The 16,805-nt window shown below is 73.2% G+C and carries 11 protein-coding genes; 2 read left to right on the top strand and 9 right to left on the bottom strand.

The window, feature by feature from the left end; translation table 11 throughout:
• Positions 1 to 2: 2 nt before the first annotated feature.
• From O7546_RS17745 to O7546_RS17785, 9 genes are all read right to left on the bottom strand, one after another.
• On the bottom strand, positions 3 to 3,056 hold the full coding sequence (locus O7546_RS17745) for a hypothetical protein (RefSeq protein ID WP_194802790.1): 3,054 nt from the start codon (positions 3,054 to 3,056) through the stop codon (positions 3 to 5).
• Positions 3,057 to 3,063: 7 nt separating this feature from the next.
• The gene (eccB, locus tag O7546_RS17750; RefSeq protein WP_194802789.1) at positions 3,064 to 4,419 is read right to left on the bottom strand and encodes a type VII secretion protein EccB; all 1,356 of its coding nucleotides are present in this window, start codon (positions 4,417 to 4,419) and stop codon (positions 3,064 to 3,066) included.
• A gap of 6 nt (positions 4,420 to 4,425) precedes the next feature.
• On the bottom strand, positions 4,426 to 5,835 hold the full coding sequence (eccD, locus tag O7546_RS17755; protein WP_194802788.1) for a type VII secretion integral membrane protein EccD: 1,410 nt from the start codon (positions 5,833 to 5,835) through the stop codon (positions 4,426 to 4,428).
• 13 nt (positions 5,836 to 5,848) lie between these two features.
• Positions 5,849 to 9,844 carry a type VII secretion protein EccCa gene (eccCa, locus tag O7546_RS17760; RefSeq protein ID WP_194802819.1) on the bottom strand — a complete coding sequence of 1,332 codons (3,996 nt, stop codon included), beginning with the start codon at positions 9,842 to 9,844 and terminating at the stop codon, positions 5,849 to 5,851.
• Positions 9,805 to 10,203: a hypothetical protein gene (locus tag O7546_RS17765; RefSeq protein WP_194802787.1), complete on the bottom strand. Its 399-nt coding sequence runs from the start codon at positions 10,201 to 10,203 to the stop codon at positions 9,805 to 9,807. Before O7546_RS17765 ends, eccCa begins: the two co-directional genes overlap by 40 nt.
• Before the next feature lie 2 nt (positions 10,204 to 10,205).
• Positions 10,206 to 13,571, bottom strand: a complete 3,366-nt coding sequence (locus tag O7546_RS17770) for a hypothetical protein (RefSeq protein WP_281599540.1) — start codon at positions 13,569 to 13,571, stop codon at positions 10,206 to 10,208.
• Between the two features lie 42 nt (positions 13,572 to 13,613).
• Positions 13,614 to 14,387, bottom strand: a complete 774-nt coding sequence (locus tag O7546_RS17775) for a hypothetical protein (RefSeq protein WP_228532790.1) — start codon at positions 14,385 to 14,387, stop codon at positions 13,614 to 13,616.
• Between the two features lie 195 nt (positions 14,388 to 14,582).
• Positions 14,583 to 14,885 (bottom strand): WXG100 family type VII secretion target, encoded by a 303-nt coding sequence (locus O7546_RS17780; RefSeq protein WP_194802784.1) that lies wholly within the window; start codon positions 14,883 to 14,885, stop codon positions 14,583 to 14,585.
• A gap of 37 nt (positions 14,886 to 14,922) precedes the next feature.
• A complete protein-coding gene (locus O7546_RS17785; protein WP_091416604.1) occupies positions 14,923 to 15,243 on the bottom strand; it encodes a WXG100 family type VII secretion target in 321 nt (106 codons plus the stop codon).
• Between the two features lie 252 nt (positions 15,244 to 15,495).
• Here O7546_RS17785 and O7546_RS17790 point away from each other — a divergent pair, with 252 nt between their 5' ends.
• A complete protein-coding gene (locus tag O7546_RS17790) occupies positions 15,496 to 15,906 on the top strand; it encodes a YbaB/EbfC family nucleoid-associated protein (RefSeq protein WP_091416601.1) in 411 nt (136 codons plus the stop codon).
• Positions 15,903 to 16,787: a hypothetical protein gene (locus tag O7546_RS17795; protein ID WP_281599545.1), complete on the top strand. Its 885-nt coding sequence runs from the start codon at positions 15,903 to 15,905 to the stop codon at positions 16,785 to 16,787. Before O7546_RS17790 ends, O7546_RS17795 begins: the two co-directional genes overlap by 4 nt.
• Positions 16,788 to 16,805 lie beyond the last annotated feature (18 nt).

Here is a 16,805-nt window from a genome sequence, read left to right on the forward strand (position 1 = left end):
CGTCATCCCTTCCGGTCCAGCCCGGGCAGCACCCGCAGGCGCCCGCGGGCCGCCGCGCCGATGCGTACCCGGGGCTCGGCCGAGGCCCAGCGGTCCACGCTGCGCCGCAGCGACGTGAGCGCCAGCTCGTCCAGCGACACCCGGTTGGAGTCGACCCGGCCGGTGTCGTCGATCTCGTTGGCGCCGATCTCCCGCAGCAGGACCGCGCCGCGCTCGTCCGCGGAGGGCCGGCGCAGGTCCAGCACCTTGAAGTTCGTGCCGGGCAGGAACAGCACCCGGTCCTCGACGTGCTCGTCCCCCTCCGGTTCCAGCAGGCTGGTCCGGCGGGCGGTCATCGACCAGATCAGCACGTCGGTGTCGCCGTCCTCGGACGCGCACGGCTGGGTCAGCGCGTTGACGAAGCTCCAGTCGGTGACCAGCCGCCGGTCCTGGTAGAGCGCCCACTCCCCGTCGGTCGGCGACAGCCGGTAGACGGTGGTGCCCCGGAACGACGGCATCCGGGAGACCCCGGCGACCACGCACCGCGCGAACGGCACGTGCGGTCCCTTGCGGCCGGAGCGCAGTCCGGCGTCGACGCCCGGTCCCCGGCCGGTCAGGTAGAGCCGCAGCGCGACCGTGTCGGCGAGCACGTCCTCGGTGGGCACGCCGGAGCCCTGCATGCCCGGGTGCTCGGACATGATCCGGGACACCGAGCTGGCCATCACGTCGAACTCGCGGCTGAGCGTGCGGCGCAGCCAGGCGCGCTCGTCGGCGAGTCCCTTCTTGTCCGAGAGCAGGGCACCGGCGCCGGCCGGGGGCACCGGCTGCACGCGTGCCTCGGCGGCCACCTCCGACGGTTCGGCGGCCTCCGACGGTCCGGCGTTCCCGGAAGACGGCTCGGCGGCGTCCGACGGCTTGACGTGTCCGGCGGGTGCGGCCGGTCCGGTAGGTGCGGTCGGTCCGCCGGGCTCGACGGTCCGCGCGGGCGCGGTCACGGGCGACGGACCGGCGCCGGCGGACGGCAGGTCGACCGCGACGACCGGCATCGACGGCGCGGCCGTGAGCGGCGCCGCCGGCCCGGCCGCCACCGGCGGGGCCGCGAACGCATGGCCGAACCCGGCAGGCATGGTCGGTGGTGCCGGCTCGCCGAAGCCCGCCGGCATGGTGGGGGGCGCGGGGTACGCGTCGCGCCCGGCGTCCTCGACGGGTGCCGCCGAGGGCCCGTCACCGGAGTCGGCAGCGGCCACCGGCCCGACCGGCGGCGCGGGTGCGGACACCACCACGGGCGCCACCGGCGGCGGCACCGCGGGCGGAGGCGGCAGCTCGGACGCGATCGGCACCGTGGGAGGTTCGGGCAGGTCGGACGCGATCGGCACCGGCTTCGCCGCAGGTGGCCCGGACGCGACCGGCGGTACGGGCAGCTCGGAGACGACCGGCACCGCGGGCGGTTCCGGCAGCGTCGCCACGACCGGCGGCGGGGGCAGCTCGGAGACGACCGGAGGCGCTGCCGGCAGCGGCACCGCGGGCGGATCCGGGAGCGCGGAAACGAACGGTATCGCGGGCGGCGCCGGCAGTTCCGGGACGAGCGGCGCGGCCGGAAGCGGCACCGCGGGAGGTGCGGCCGGCTGGTCCCGATCGGCGGGGACGGCCGGGACCGGGGCGGGAACGGCGACCACCACACCGTCCGCCGCGGGCGGTGCGACAGGCGCGGGCGGGGCGGCCTCCACGTACGCGGGCACCGGCACGGTCGTGCCCACCGCCCGCGTCTCGGCTTCCAGGTCGATGACCACCTCGGCCCGGCTGGCCGGTTTCGCGCCGGGCACCAGCACCGACGCCGGCATCAGCGCCCGGCTCGTACCCGCCATGCCGTCGACGCGTGCGGCCAGGTCGAGCGCCAGTTCCCGCATCCGGTGGGCGGTGGAGTGGACGGTGTCGTCGAAGACCAGCGTGCCGCTGCCCGCGTCGAGCATCGCGGACCGGACCTGCTCGGCGTTCTTCGGCTCGACGGTGGAGCGTACCCAGAGACCGGTCTGCACCACCTCGACCACGGCGCCGGGTGCGAACCAGTAGACCCGGGGCGCGACCTCCTCGGCGCCGGGCAGCGGCGGGCGGTGGCTGAGCACGGCGGGCCGGCGGGCCCGCGAGTTGGGGTGCGCCCGGGGCGTGTAGGACAGTTCGAGCGCGTACGGCGCCCAGCCGAACGCGCCGTCCGGCAGCACGGTGCGGATCTCGTACCGGTGCGGGCTGCCGATCGGTACGCCGGTGTAGCAGGTGACGTCGGTGTTCAGCAGGTCGGCGAGCGCTTGGCCGAACGCCTCGCCCTCGGGGATGCGGACCTCGCCGAACTGCACGAAGCGCACCCGCTGCCGGTTCTCCTCGTCGAGTCCGCGCCAGAAGCGCACCACGTCGTCGAGCGACAGCGGCGGCGTGCCGGGGCAGCCCAGCAGCACGGTCATGGTCGCGGCCTGACACGGCACGTACGCGGTGAGCCGTTGGCGTTGCGGGTCGACCACCTGCGGGTCGCGGTTGCTGTGGATCCAGACCCCGGCGGGGATCGGCTCGATCTCGGCGGTGGCGCTGGACGGCCGGGTGTCGATCGCGGCCCGGTCCCATCGCGGCGTCGGGTAGCGCTTGGCGTCCCAGGCGGGCGGACGGCCGGGCCGGAACCGCACCCAGCCGCTGCCCGGTGCGGAGTGGACGAACAGCGTTCCGGCGGAGCCGCGTACCAGGTCGCCGTCCGGGGCGATGACGGTGCGGTTGAGGCGTTCGGAGAGCCACTGACCGGCCATCGCGGCCGAGTTGCCGTGCCGGCCGCAGGCGATGAGCCGGATGCCGCGGCGGCGGCGCGGCAGCACACCGGCCATCGACTCCCACGCGCTGATCGGCATGCCGTCGCCGAGGTCGAGCACGACCACGTCGTTCTCCGCGTCCTCGATCATGGACAGCGCCAGCGACTGGGCCTCCGGGCTGATGGCGTCGTCGGCGTGCACCACCAGGGCGTTGCCGACGGTGTGCTGGACGACGCCCTCGGGGCGGTCCTTGCCGCCGCCGAACAGGTCCCGGAACCGGGTTGCCATGATCGACCTACCCCACTTCTGCGGCCGCGAGGGCCCTCATGCTCAGCGCCGGGCCCTGGGGCACCAGCGCGAGTAGTTCTCTCGGGAAGGGAACGTTCACGACCCGGTCGAGCTTGAGCGCCCGTACCGCGTCCTGGTCGCCGATCGGGTACGCCTTTCCGTCGTCCGCGATGTACGTGGGCAGGGGTTGCGCCGCACCGGAGCCGACCGGCGCCGGAAGCACCGCCATGCCGCTGCCGGGCGCGGTGAGCACCGTCGCGCGGCCGTCGGGGCGGACACCGGAGCGGGCCAGCGGGGCGAGCACGGCGGTGCTGTCGAACCGTGTCCCGTCGACCGCGCTCTGGCGCAGGCACAGCGCGTACGGGCCGGGTTCCTGCGGGGTGAGGCCGGTCAGATCGGGCAGCCGGGTGAGCAGTGACCGGTCGGCCGACATCCGGGCCGCGGCGAGGTCGGCGGCGCTCAGCTCCACCGGCTCCTCACCGGAGGTGGCGGTGGCGAGCAGGAACTCGGTCCGGCTCAGCGGCGCGAGGCCGTCGCGGCGCAGCACCAGCAACTGTTCGGCGCCGGTGTCGGGCCGCTGCCGGAACAGTGTGCCGATCGGGTACGTCCGGTCGCCGACCCGCCCGGAGCGGCCCGCGCCGGGGATCGTGGCCGGGGCCAGGTCCGGCCCGTCGGGCAGGAAGTCGAGCCAGTCCTGCGGTGCGGGCACCTTGCGGGTGGTGGTGGCGCCGAGCGCGACGAGCACCGCCGGGTCGACGACCCGGTGCCTGCGGCCGGCGGTCACCAGATAGGTGGGTCCGTCGGCGGCGCGGACGACGGCGAAGCGGTCGGCCGGCAGCGGTACCGCCTCGGCGCGCGGGTCGAGGTTGAGGCCGAGGCGGTCGCCGGGTTCGTCGGTGACCGAGCCGGGCAGGCAGGCCAGCCACGGACCGGCGACCATCTGCCCGGTGGCGACCGACTGCGGGGCGCCGTCGATGCCGATCGACGGTCCGCGCGGGACGTCCTTGATCGACTCCTTGGAGATGAGCTTCACGGTGGCGCCGCTGCCCTGGATCAGCATGGCCGAGGTCAGGTTCGGCGTCGGGCGCAGCATCCCGTCGAGGTAGACGTACCGGTTGCCGCTCTCCTTCTCGACCAGGATCACGCCGCTGCGGGTGTACGCCTTGCTGCCGCCGGGGACGATCCAGCCGTAGACGGCGAACCCGGCGACGACCAGGACGCTGATGAGCACCCCGAAGGCCAGGCCGGTGACGGCACGCTGCCCGGGTATCTCCGCTGTGGACGGGTCGCCCTGCACCAGGGCGGAACTCAACCGGCCCATCATGAACTGGTGGGCGTGGACGTGGTCGCGCTGGGTCTGCACGGCCGGCTACCCGAAGAGTCCGCGGGCCCAGGCGTAGAGCCCGAGCACCTGGGCGAGCACCGGCAGCACGGCCAGGCCGGTCGCGACGTCCAGCCCGCCGGCGGTGTACTCCCAGAACGGCAGCATGCGTCGCGGCCACGGCCGCAGCGCGGCCATCACCAGCGGCACCAGGAGGGCGACGAGCCCGCCGAGCAGGACGTACCGGCCGGTCGGGGCGAGCTCGTCGGAGAACATCAGGGCCACCATGAGGTAGCCGACGGTACCGGCCGCGACCAGGGCGACCCGCTGCCAGAAACCGAAGAAGGTACGCGAGCGCAACAGGATTGCACTCGATGTCACCAGCACGAGCGTCCACCCGGACCAGCCCGGCGCCCGCATGGTGTGGTGCATCAGCACCGGCAGGACCAGCGCGGACGCGGTCATGCAGGCGGTCAGGTAGGTGTCCGCCTCGTCGGCGCGCGACTTGACCAGGTCGGAGTCCTCCGGCTCGATGTCGTACGACATGTCGGCGCCGGTCTTCGGCAGCTGCGGTCCGCGCAGCCGGGCCAGCTTCACCGCCGCCCGCGGCGCGATCACGATCAGCACCAGGATCACCGACACCGCTACGGCGGACACCTGCGGCGCGGTGAGCGCGAACCCGTCGCCGGCCAGCAGGACGAGCACCACCATCGCGGCGGTCAGCGCGACGATCAGCAGCGGGGCGAACGGCATGACCGGTGTGACCGTCCGCTGCGCGATCAGCAGGAACGCGGTCACCCCGACGACCGCGACGGCGGCGGCCAGCCCGGCGGCGGCGGTCCAGGCCACGCCGTCCGGGTCACCGTCGACGGCGCTGGACGCGGCCACCGCCGCGAAGAACGCCGCGCCGCCGCCGAACAGCAGCGGGAACGCGCCGTCGGTCTGCTGGCGGGCGCTGACGATCGCCGCGGTGAACAACCCGGCCGCGAGCACCGCGCCGGCGATCACCTGGGGCAGCACCGGGCCCCGGTCCACGAGGACGGCGGCGATCAGGCCCATCGCCACCAGGGAGAGCACCAGGAACAGCACCCGGCGGTACTCCGGCTGCCACCTGTCGGCCCGCCGGTTGACCACTGTGGCGACGCCCTCGGCCAGGTCGTCGAAGTCGAGTTCGGGCAGCGGGTCCTGCGCCGGGCGCAGGTGCAGTTCCTCGCCCTCCAGCCAGTCCAGGCTCTCCGGCGTACCGGACAGCTCGAACGGCGCCTGACCGAGGCGTTGCAGCACCCACGACTCGTCGGGCACCTCGCCGTCGGGCACCCGGGCCAGGTCGGTGGTGTGCCGCACCAGCAGCGGCATCAGGTTCGCCACCGGCATCCGGGCCGGTACGGCCAGATCGGCCCGGCGCGCCGGGCCGATCACCGTGATCCGGCACAGTTGGTCGTTGAGCGCTGCGGTCACCAGCGAGCCTCTCTCATCGGGCCGTGTCCGACACGAAACCGGTCTGCATCAGGCGTACGCCGCGCCGGGTGACGAGCTGGGCGCGTCCGGGCGGCAGTTGGCGGGGCTTCGCCTCGCCGAGGAACTTGCCCTCCTCCTTGGGGTAGGAGAAGAGCGTCGCGGGCGTGCCCAGCTCCCACATCCGCCGGATCACCGGGTCCATCATGGCCCGCATCGCGCCGGAGGTGCTGCGCGCGACGATCACGTGCAGGCCGATGTAGGCGCCCTGGGCCAGCAACGGCAGAAGCGGGTCGAGCGTCGAGCCCATCCCGGTGCTCTTGGTCATCAGGTCGTAGTCGTCGACGATGACGAACAGCTCCGGCCCCTCCCACCAGTCGCGTCTGCGCATCCGCTCGGACGAGACGTCCGCACCGGGCATCCGCCGGTTCATCGAGACCGACGCCTGGCCGGCCAGCTCGTGCATCTTGTCGCCGGTGAACGCGAAGCCCACCTGGTACGCGGCGCCGATCGCGGTGTCCAGGTCGCGGCGCGAGTCGCCGAGCACGACCTTCGCCCGCTCCGGCGGGTAGTGCTGCTGGATGGACCGCAGGACGAGCCGGAGCATGTTGGTCTTGCCGGTCTCGCTGTCGCCGAGGACCAGCATGTGCGGGGTGGTCATGAAGTCGTGCCAGACCGGGGCGAGACGCTGCTCGTCCTGGCCGATGACGAACTTGAAGTCGGACTCGGGCGGCGGCAGTGTCTCGACCATCAGGTGCGCCGGGAGCATCCGTACCGGCGGGGCGGCCGGGCCGGGCCAGAACGTGCCGATCTCCTCGACCACCGACTTGGTCGCCTCGGCCAGGTCGCCCACCTCGGAGCTGCCGTCCATCCGGGGCAGCGCGGCCAGGAAGTGCAGCGCGCCGCCGGTGAGGCCGCGGCCGACCTGGTTGGGCACGGTGGCCGCCTTGCGGGAGCCGTGCTCGGACTCCATCGCGTCGCCGAGCCGCAGCTCCAGCTTCGTGCCCAGCAGGTCCCGCATCCAGGTACGCAGCTCCGACCAGCGGGTCGCGGTGACGATCACGTGCACGCCGAAGGACAGGCCACGCGAGGCGAGTTCCTGGAACTTCTGCTCCAGCTCCTGGAAGTCCTGCTTCATCGTGTACCAGCCGTCGATGACCAGGAAGACGTGCCCGAAGCCGTCCTCGATCACCCCCTCGGCGACCTTGGCCAGGTAGGTGGACATGGAGTCGAGGCCGTGCCGCGCGAACTCGGCCTCGCGTCGCTCCATGACCTGGAGGACCTCCTCGACCGTCCGGACGACGCGGTCGCGTTCCATCCGGGTGGCGATCGAGCCGACGTGCGGCAGGCCGGCGATCGAGGCGAGCCCGCCGCCGCCGAAGTCGAGGCCGTAGAACTGCACCTCACGCGGCGTGTTCGCCAGCGACAGCGCCAGGATCAGGCTGCGCAGCAGCGTCGACTTGCCGCTCTGCGGGGCGCCGGCGATGCCGACGTGGCCGTCCGCTCCGTTCAGGTCGACCACCAGCAGCTCGCGCAACTGCTCGGCGGGCCGGTCCACCACACCCACCGGAACCCGCAGCCCACCCTGGACGGCCGGGTCGTCGATGGTCATGCCGCGTACCGGGTCGGGCAGCACGCTCGGCATGAGCGAGTCCAGACTGGGCGCGCTGGACAGCGGCGGCAGCCAGACCTGGCGGGCCGGCGGGCCCGAGCCGGCGAGCCGGTCCAGCAGCACCTCGACCAGGCTCGGCCCGTTCGCGTCGGCGGCGGGCTCCTCGACCTGCTCGGCCACGCGATCCGGCCCGGGGTCGTGGCGCACCGCCACCTGCCGGGTGGTGAACGGCACCACGTCCGCGGTGGGCTCGTCCCCGGCGTCCGCGACGCCGCCGCGGCGTCCACTTCCGGTGTACGCGCCGGAGACGTACGCCGCCTTGAAGCGCACCAGGTTCGTGGTGTCCACCTTCAGGTAGCCGTTTCCCGGCTCGGGCGGCAGCTCGTACGCCGCGCCCACGCCGATCACCGACCGCGACTCCATCGAGGAGAACGTGCGCAGCGCCAGCCGGTACGACAGGTGCCCCTCGACCCGGTTGATCCGCCCCTCGTCCAGCCGCTGGGAGGCGAGCAGCAGGTGCACGCCGAGCGACCGGCCGAGCCGGCCGATGGACACGAACAGGTCCATGAACTCGCTCTTGCTGGACAGCAGCTCGCTGAACTCGTCCACGATGATCAGCAGCACCGGGAACGGCACGAGCTGGGCGCCGTTGCCGCGCGCCTTCTCGTAGTCGAACAGCGAGGCGTAGCCGCTGGCCCGCAGCATCTCCTGCCGCCGGGTCATCTCGCCGTTGAGCGCGTCCTGCATCCGGTCGACGAGCGGCAGCTCGTCGGCCAGGTTGGTGATCACCGCCGAGGTGTGCGGCAGCTTGTCCATGCCGAGGAAGGTGGCGCCGCCCTTGAAGTCGACGAGCACCAGGTTGAGGATCTCCGAGCTGTGCGTCGCGGCCAGGCCGCAGACGAGGGTACGCAGCAGCTCCGACTTGCCCGAGCCGGTGGCGCCGATGAGCAGGCCGTGCGGTCCCATGCCGCCCTGCGCGGACTCCTTCAGGTCCAGCTCGATGACCTCACCCTCCTCGGTGACGCCGATCGGCACCATGAGGCGGTTGCGCTGCGGCGTCCGGGTCCGCCACAGCGCCGGCACGTCGAAGGTCATCGCGTCGCGGATGCCGAGCAGCGTGGTCAGCTCGAAGCTGGTGTCCAGCGGCTCGTCGGAGACCTCCAGCGTGCCGCTGGTCCGCTTCGGCGCGATGATCCGGGCCAGCGCCTCGCACCGGGTCCGGTCCAGGCCGTCCCGCTTGGCCGAGCCGGTCGTGGCGCCGGCCGGGAACTCCACGACGTCGTCGGTGACGGTCAGCCGCAGCACCTTGGGACCGCCGGGCATCGCGCCGGTCAGGTCGAGCAGCACCACGTTGCGGATGCCCGCGCCGAGCAGGCGGGAGCTGTCCGGCAGGTCCACCAGGTGCGCGACGATCACCAGGAACGGCTCGGTGGTGGTCGACTTGACGGCCCGGTCGTGGTCGCCCCGGTCGGTGATCTCCGGGCCGAGCATGTCCATCAGCGCGTCGTGGCTGCCGGCGAACATCCGGACCGGGCCCGCCGCGTCGTACGCGGTGGGATGGGCGTTGTGCGGCAGCCACTTGACCCACTCCCACGGACCCCGGTGCACCTCGGCGGCGAGCACCGCGATCCGCAGCTCGTCCGGGGCGTGGAAGGTGGCGAGCTGCGCCACCACGGCGCGGGCCAGGTCGATCGCCGGGTCGATCGCCCCCTCGAACTCGACGCTGGTGAAGCTCGGCAGGCCGACGGAGGTGGGGATGCCGGACACCGTCCGGTACGCCTCGGAGAACCGGCGCAGCGAGATCGACGACAGCGGTTCGAGGTCCTCGATCGGCTTGGTCGACGGCGGGTTGAACTTCAGCATCGCGGTCTGCCGGCCGAGACCGATCCGGACCCGGCCGAAGTCGTCGTGGCTGGGCCGGCGCTCCCACAGCCGGCTGCCCATCGCGATCGACCACAGCCAGCCCGGCTGCGGGTTGTTCCACAGCACGTGCCGGCGCTGCTGGTCGGCGGCCTCGCGGGCCTGCTTGCGCAGCTGCCCGATGTAGCGCAGGAAGTCACGCCGCTCGCCGCGCATCTTGCGTTTGCGCTCGGCGGCCGCCCGGCCGATCTGCATGACGCCCATGAGCAGCATGCCGCCGGCCATCGCGCCGCCCATCACGTACATGATCGGGGTGCGGTTGTAGAGGCCGAACATGGCGAGCATCGCGCCCATGCCGAGGCCCATCGGCACGACCATCGCGAACGAGCGGAAGTCGAGCGGGGCCTCCTCCGCCATCAGCGGCGGCTCCTGGAGCTCGATGGAACCTTCCGGCGCCTCCGGGCCCGGCGCGCGGGGCGGTCGCTTGACGGTGACCGTACTCATCCGAGTGTCCCCGCGTCCGCGCCGTCGCCGCCCCAGACGGTGCGCTCCTGGCGCAGCAGCTTCACCGCGTAGCGGTCGTTGCGGTAGCGCTCGGCCACCTTGACGTCGTCGTCCTCCTCGGCCTGGCGCTTCTTCTCCTTCTTCGCCCGCTCCTCCTCGTCCCTGCGGCGTCGCTCCTGCTCGGCCCAGAACGCCTCGGCGCGGGCGGCGGCAGCCTTCTCCTCGTCGGCGAGCGACGCCGTGAACTCGGCGTCGCTGACGCCGGGCTCACCGCACCGCCGCATCTTCTCCAGGTCGGCGCTGAAGAAGTCGATTGTGCCGTCGGACGGCCGGGGCGCCTTCGCGGGCGCCACGCGCCGCCAGACGGCGCGCGGGGGCTGCGGTGTCTCCGACATGGTCACCCTTCCCTGCCGTCGTCAGCTGACGGTCCGGTCAGCCAGTCCGCGTCGCTGAGGTCGTCCCAGCCCGCCGTGTCGTCCGGGTCGTCGTCCGGGCGGACCAGCGGCACGTGGTCGTCGGCCGCCGGCCGGGCGTGGTCACCGCCCCAGACGGCGTCGTCCTCGCGCAGCCCGGCGGGCTCCCGGCCGGCGCCGGGTTCGCTGTCGTCGTCGCGGTCGGAGGGACGCCGGACCGTGCCGGCCCGGGCCGGGTCGCCGGGGTCCGCGCCGACCGTCGCGCGGCCGGACGTCTGCGGTCCGGGACCGGCGAGTCCGGCCACGGCGGCGGCCAGCCCGAGGGCGCCGGGGACCGCGACCGCCACCTCACCGTCGGCCACGGCAGCGGCCACGCCGGTCTTCCGGTGCGTCCCCTCCGGACTGCCGCCTCCCGGCGACGCCGTCTGGTTCGCCTGCGCGGGCGGGTTCCCCTGCCCGGGCGGGTTCGGCTGCGCCGGCGGATTCGACTGTGCCGGCTGGTTCGGCGCGGCTGCCTGGGCGGGTGGGTTCGCCACCGGGCCGGGTTGGGCGGGCAGGCCCGGCTGGCCGGGCACGCCCGGCTGGCCCACGATCACCGGAGCCGCCACGACACCGCCGACCACCGGCTCCGCCGGAGCCGACACGACGGCCGGAGGCGACGCGACGGCTGGAGGCGGCGCAACAACCGTGGGCGGTGCGCCGGCCGCGGGCGGCTCGGCCCGCGGCGGCGGTTCCACCGCTGGGGACAGGTCGACCACGGTCGGCACCTCCACCGCCGTCGGCGGTGCGATCACCTCGGGTACGGGCGCAGCCGGCGACGTACCGCCGATGCCGGGCACGGGCGCTGCCGGAACCTCCGGCGCGGCCGGTTCCTCGGCGGCGGCCTCCGGCCCGCCCGGATCCGGGCCGGCGGGCGGACCGTCCGGGCCCGGTTGCGAGCCCGGCACGCCGGCGACCGGCGCGGAGCCGTCGAGTCCCGCGCCACCGGCCGCCGTGCCGCCACCCGTCTCCGGCGCGCCGTCCCCCGGTCCGGCCGGGGTCCAGTCGGCCCCGTCCGGCCGGATCAGGCCGGACGCGTCGGGCGCGGTCCGGGGTGCGGTGCCAGCGGGCGCGTTGCTGCCCGGCGGGCCGGCCATCGACGGCACCACACCGGCCGTCGGCGGCGTCGCACTGGTCCTCGGCGGCACGGGAGGCGCGGAGTGGGCCGGCTCCCCCAGCCCGGCGCCGCCGGTGTCCACCCCCGTCGGCGCGTGCGGTGTGCCGGTGTCGGGGGTCGACGGGCGCCAGTCGTCGAGGTCGGCCTGGATCAGCCCGGAGGCGTCGGGCGCGTCCGGGACACCGCCGCCGGACGTGCCGGCGCCCGGCGCACCCGGCGCTCCGGGCATCATCGGCATGGCGGGGCCGGCCGGCGAGTCGACGCCGACGCCCGGAACCACGGGCGGGGCGGTGGGGATCTGCGGGCCGTCGACGCCGAGCCCGTCACCACCGGCCGGCGCACCGCCCGACCCGTCCGGTACACCCGCGTCCACGCCCACCGGTCCCCAGGCCTCCGGATCGCCGCTGACGAGTCCCCGGGCGTCGGGCGACTCGGCCCCGCCGGGATTGTTCGCGCCGCCCGCGGGCCCCGGCATGCCGGGCATGGGCGGCATGCCCGCACCGAGCCCGGCGCCGCCGGACGAGGCGCCGGCCGGCGCGCCGGGGACCTGCACGCCGTCGAACCCGGGTGACCGCCAGTCCGCCTCGTCGCCCTCCACCAGGCCCTTGGCGTCAGGGGCCTCGGGGACACCGGATCCGCCGCCGGCACCGGCACCGGGAGCGCCCGCGCCGGGCATGCCCGGCATCATCGGCGACTGGAAGCCGCCGCCACCGGGCACGGCGCCGCCGGGGGCGGCCGGGATGTCCACACCGTCGACGGCGCCGGGGACGAAGTCGTCGCTGTTGCCGAGCAGCCCGTTCGCGTCCGGCTTCTCCGGCAGGCTCGGGCTACCACCTGCGCCGGGGCCGGCGCCGCCGGGTGAGCCGAAGCCGGGGACGCCCGGCGCGGTGAAGCCGCCGCCCGGTCTGCCGATGCCTGCGCCCGTGCCCGCCCCGGGCTTCGGGCCGCCCACGTCACCCGGTCCGGAGAACGACGGCGGCCTGACCGAACCGGCGCCGCCCGCGCCGCCGCCCAGGTTGGCCGAGCCGGGCGGCTTGATGCCCGGCGGAACCACACCGGGGACGAACCCGCCCGGCAGGCCGCCACCACCCGGTAGGCCGCCACCGCCCGGGAAACCGGCTCCCCCCGGCCCGTTGATGCCCGGGGCGTCGAAGCCGGGCAGCCCGCTGCCGCCGCCGCCGCCGGGCGTGGGGCCACCGATCTCACCGGGACCCGAGAACGTCGGCGGGGTGATTCCTCCCGGCCCCTGGCCGGGACCCGGGCCACCGATGCCCGCCAGGTTCGGCGGGGTGATCGTGGGCACCGTGATGTTCGGCGGCGCGCTGACGGCCGGCGTGGTGATGCCGCCGATGTGCGGCGTGGTGAAGCCCGGCGGGGTGAGCCCCGGCGGGGTCGTGAACGTCGGCGTCGTGAAGGTCGGCGACGGGATCGGCGGGCCCGTCGGCACGTTGATGCTGGGCGTGGGCATGCTGACCGTGGACGTCGCCGCCTTGTCGGTGGTCATCCGGTACTTCTCGGCGACCGTGTGGACGACATCGGCCATCTGCAGGGCCATCGGCTTCTCGTACTCGGTGCCGCTGATCGGCACCGGGCCGTCGCCGCTGCCGACGCCGTTCTGGGAGGCGATCGTCGCCCAGGCGCCGTCCAGGTAGGCGATCGTCTGCTGGGCCCAGGAGAGGTGGTTGGCGGCGTCGTAGAGCTGCGACGGAAGCGACGTGACGTTCGTCGACGAGTTGATGTCGTTGGACACCGTGGTGGAGTCCGGAACCGCGCCGCCGGCCAGGTGCTCGGCCTGCTTGCCGAGCAGGTCGGCGTAGTAGTTCATCTTGTCGCGGAACCCGTTGGCCGCCGGCCCCTTCCACGCCTTGTCGTCGCCGACCATCGAGGTGACAGCGGTACGGATGGTCTGTTCGAGCCAGATCAGCAGGTCCTGGGTCGCCTGGAAGGCCTGCGCGGTCTCGACGACGGACCGGACGCTCACCAGCGTTTCGGCGTGGTCCCGCCCGCTCTCGGTGGTCAGCGCGGCGCCACCGTTCACCGCGGCCTCGAGCTTCCGCCAGCCCCGGGTCTCCTTCGCCCAGGTCTGGTAGTCGTACAGGTCGCTGACGGGGACCGCCTTCGGTGGGAAGGTGGCCGCCTCCTCCGCGGGGTCGTTCCACCCGTCGAGCTTGCTGTCACCGAGACCGTTGCCCATGCCCTGTCCCTCTTCGCGAGCGGCGAGACCTGTTCGCCCGCGTCAGTTTCCGTCGGTCTTGACGACCTTCTGGCCGTAGGTCTTCAGGTTGTCCAGGCCATTGAAGGAGTCACCCATGATCTCGCTGAGCTTGTCGGTGGTGAGCGCGTTGAGCTCTTCGAGGTTCTCGTACTCCGCGGCCATCTTCAGCAGGGCGGTCTGCACCGCGAGCAGGGCGGTGTTCATGTTGACGAGCATGTCCTTCATGTCGCCCTTGACGCCGCCGTCGTGGGCCGTCGCCCCGACGATCGCCTGCCGCAGCACCTCGGCCCGGGCGAAGGCACCGGGCCGCGGGTCGATCGCGCTCAGCTTGTCGGCCGTGGTGAGCAGGATGTTCCCGGCGCCGGTGATGCGGCCCAGCACGTCCTCCGCGAACCACTTCAGCGCGGCGGTGTTGACCGCCACGCCACTGGTCGAGGCGGTGTCACCCTTGAACGTCGGGTTGATCGCCGGTGGTTCGAAGCCCGAGCCGGTCGAGATCTTGTCGTCGATCCAGTCGGACTGGTCGGTGAACGCGGGCGGCTTCACGTTCGACGGGTCGGTGATGTTGTCCTTGTACGTCTTGACGAGGTTCTTCCAGCCGTCGGTGTCGAGGATGTTCTTGTCGTACCAGTCGCGGGCCTCGATCCACTCCGGATGCTCTGCGCGGACCTCGTCCTTCCACTTCTCGAAGTTCACCCCGGTGCGGCTGTTCTGGTGCTTGTTGTAGAAGGCCATCCAGGAGTCGTACGCCGCCTGCACGGTGCCGTCCGGCTTCTTGAGGACGTCGTCACCCATGCCGTAGGCGTCCATCGCGCTGATGGCTTTGTCGTTGGGATATCCCCAGTCAATGGTGGCCAAGGAACTCACTCCACTCGAATGTCGACGGCGGAACGAAGGCGCAGACCCCAGCGGCCCGGGTCGTCAAGCTCACCGGGCCGGGGACGGACAACGTGGTAGGCCGCCACGCGTCCGCGGCGGCCGTCGAGCGGATCAGCCGCCGCGGACGTCGTTCCAGATCATGGCGTGACGCTGCTCGGTGGTGCCGTAGTTGTCCGAGATCTGCAGCAGAGTCTGGCGGGCCTGCTCGAGGTAGGCGACCATCGAGTCGGCCGCCTGGTTCCAGGCCAGCTTCGAGACCTTGTACTGCTCCTGGGCGGCACCGGTCCACTGGGCGAGGCTGGCCTCGACCGTTTGCTCCATCCCCTCCAGCGACGACTGGATCTGGCCGTTGATGCGGTTCATGTCGGTCAGCACGGCGTCTGCCTGCACGAAATCGAAGGTGTAGTTGGACATGTCGGTCCTCTCGGGAGATCGGGGGTCGGGGTGCGGCTCAGATGCCCGGCAGGGCCGCACCGAAGGAGTTGGCCACGCTCGACGCCTCGTCCTCGGCCGTCTGGTAGCCCTTGGTGGTGACACCCATGACCTCGAGCATGTTGAGCAGCTCGTTGATCACCCGCTGGAAGGCGTTCTCCCAGTTGTCCATGGCCTGGTTGAATCCCTGCGACGCCTGGCCGGTCCAGGAGGAGATCAGGATGGCCATCTGGCCGTTGACCGCGCGCAGCTGGCCGGTGAATTCGGTGGCCTTGTCGGAGAACTCCTGGGCAGCCCGCTGCATACCCTCTTCGGTGGTGCTGACGATCGGCATCGTCACGGTCGGACTCCTCGTGTCAGGGAAAGGTGGCAGGGAAGAGTGTTGATCCGCGGCCGTGCCCCGCGGCAACCCGGTCGCGCCACCATGTCCGAACGTCACCCAACATTGCACGGCAGTGCCCCCGGAACGGGCGGCGCCGGCCGACAGCCCGGGAAGAGTGGTTGCACTTTCATGCACTGATCCCCGGCCGGAGTTCCGGCTCGACCGCGGCGGCGTCTTCACTGGACCGCGACGTCGAGGGAGTGGTCCGTCGTGAACTACAGCGAGCGCATCGAAGGCCTGTTCCAGGAGTACGAGCGGCAGCGCAACAGCCTCGCCGAGATGCAGGCCCGGATGAGCGCCCTCTCGGCCACCGCGACGTCACCGCGGCGGGAGGTGAGCGTGACCGTCGGCCAGAACGGCGTGCTGACCGACATCCAGTTCCCCTCCGGCGCCCACAAGCGGCTCACCACCGCCGACCTGACCCGGCTCATCCTGGAGACCTACGCCGACGCCAAGGAACAGGTCATGAACCAGGCGGCCGAGGTGCTGGCGCCGGTGCTGCCGGACGGCCTCGATGCCCACAAGCTGGTCCGGGGCCAGGCCGGGGCCGACGCGTTCCTGCCCAAGGAACCCCGCATGGTGACGAGCGTGCGGGAACTCCTGACCCGGGGGCCCGAATGATCAGCAACAATCCCGGCGGACGGCTGTGGGTCGACCCGGACGGCGTGGAAGGGCTCGGCAAGGCGTACGAGTCGCACGTGCAGCTCTACGAGTCCTACCTCTCCCAGTTGACCGCCCTGCGCGCCCGGTACGCCAACGCCTGGGGCGACGACGACATGGGCGAGCAGTTCTCGACCAAGTTCCTGGAGGGCCTGGACAACCTCGAAGCGATCATCGGCGGCGTCAAGGGCACCCTGCGCTACACCGCCCAGGGCCTCACGGAGAGCGGCCGGGCGTACCGGGAGGCCGACGAGGCCGCCCTGGACGTCAGCCGGAAGATGGCGAAGGACTTCGACGACCTGGACCGCCCCCCGTACACGACGCGGGCGGCGGTCACGAACCCGGCGCTGGAGCCCGCCGCGGAGGGTGAGCCGCGCCGGCAACATCTGCTGTCCCGCCGCCTGGCGGTCGGCGAGCCGGTCGGCGAGCGGGCCCGGCTCCTTCCGCAGCAGCAGGGCACCCCGATGCTGCCGCTGGAGCCCGCCGAGGCGCCGACCCCGCTCACCGCCGCCCACCCGGCGATCTCGTCCTACTTCACGGCTCCGGAGTACGCGACCGCGCACGTCGGCGGCCGGCCGCTGCCCGAGGAGTACCGGCTGATCGCGCTCAACCCGTTCGAGGACGGCACCACCCGGGTGGACGCGAACCTGTACGACTCGATCACCCCGCTTACCGGCACCCCCGTCACCACGCCCGACGGCACGACGATCGATCCCGGACAGGGCCGGTTCTTCGTGGTCAAGGAGAACCCGGCCGTGGACCCCACCGCGCCCGGCTACCAGCCGTTGTACCTGAGCTACGCGCCCGACGGCACGCCCACCCCGATCATCCCCGGCGCCTGAGCGCCACCCACCCGCGCC

The organism is Micromonospora sp. WMMA1976 (assembly GCF_027497335.1).
GTDB classification, from domain to species: domain Bacteria; phylum Actinomycetota; class Actinomycetes; order Mycobacteriales; family Micromonosporaceae; genus Micromonospora; species Micromonospora aurantiaca.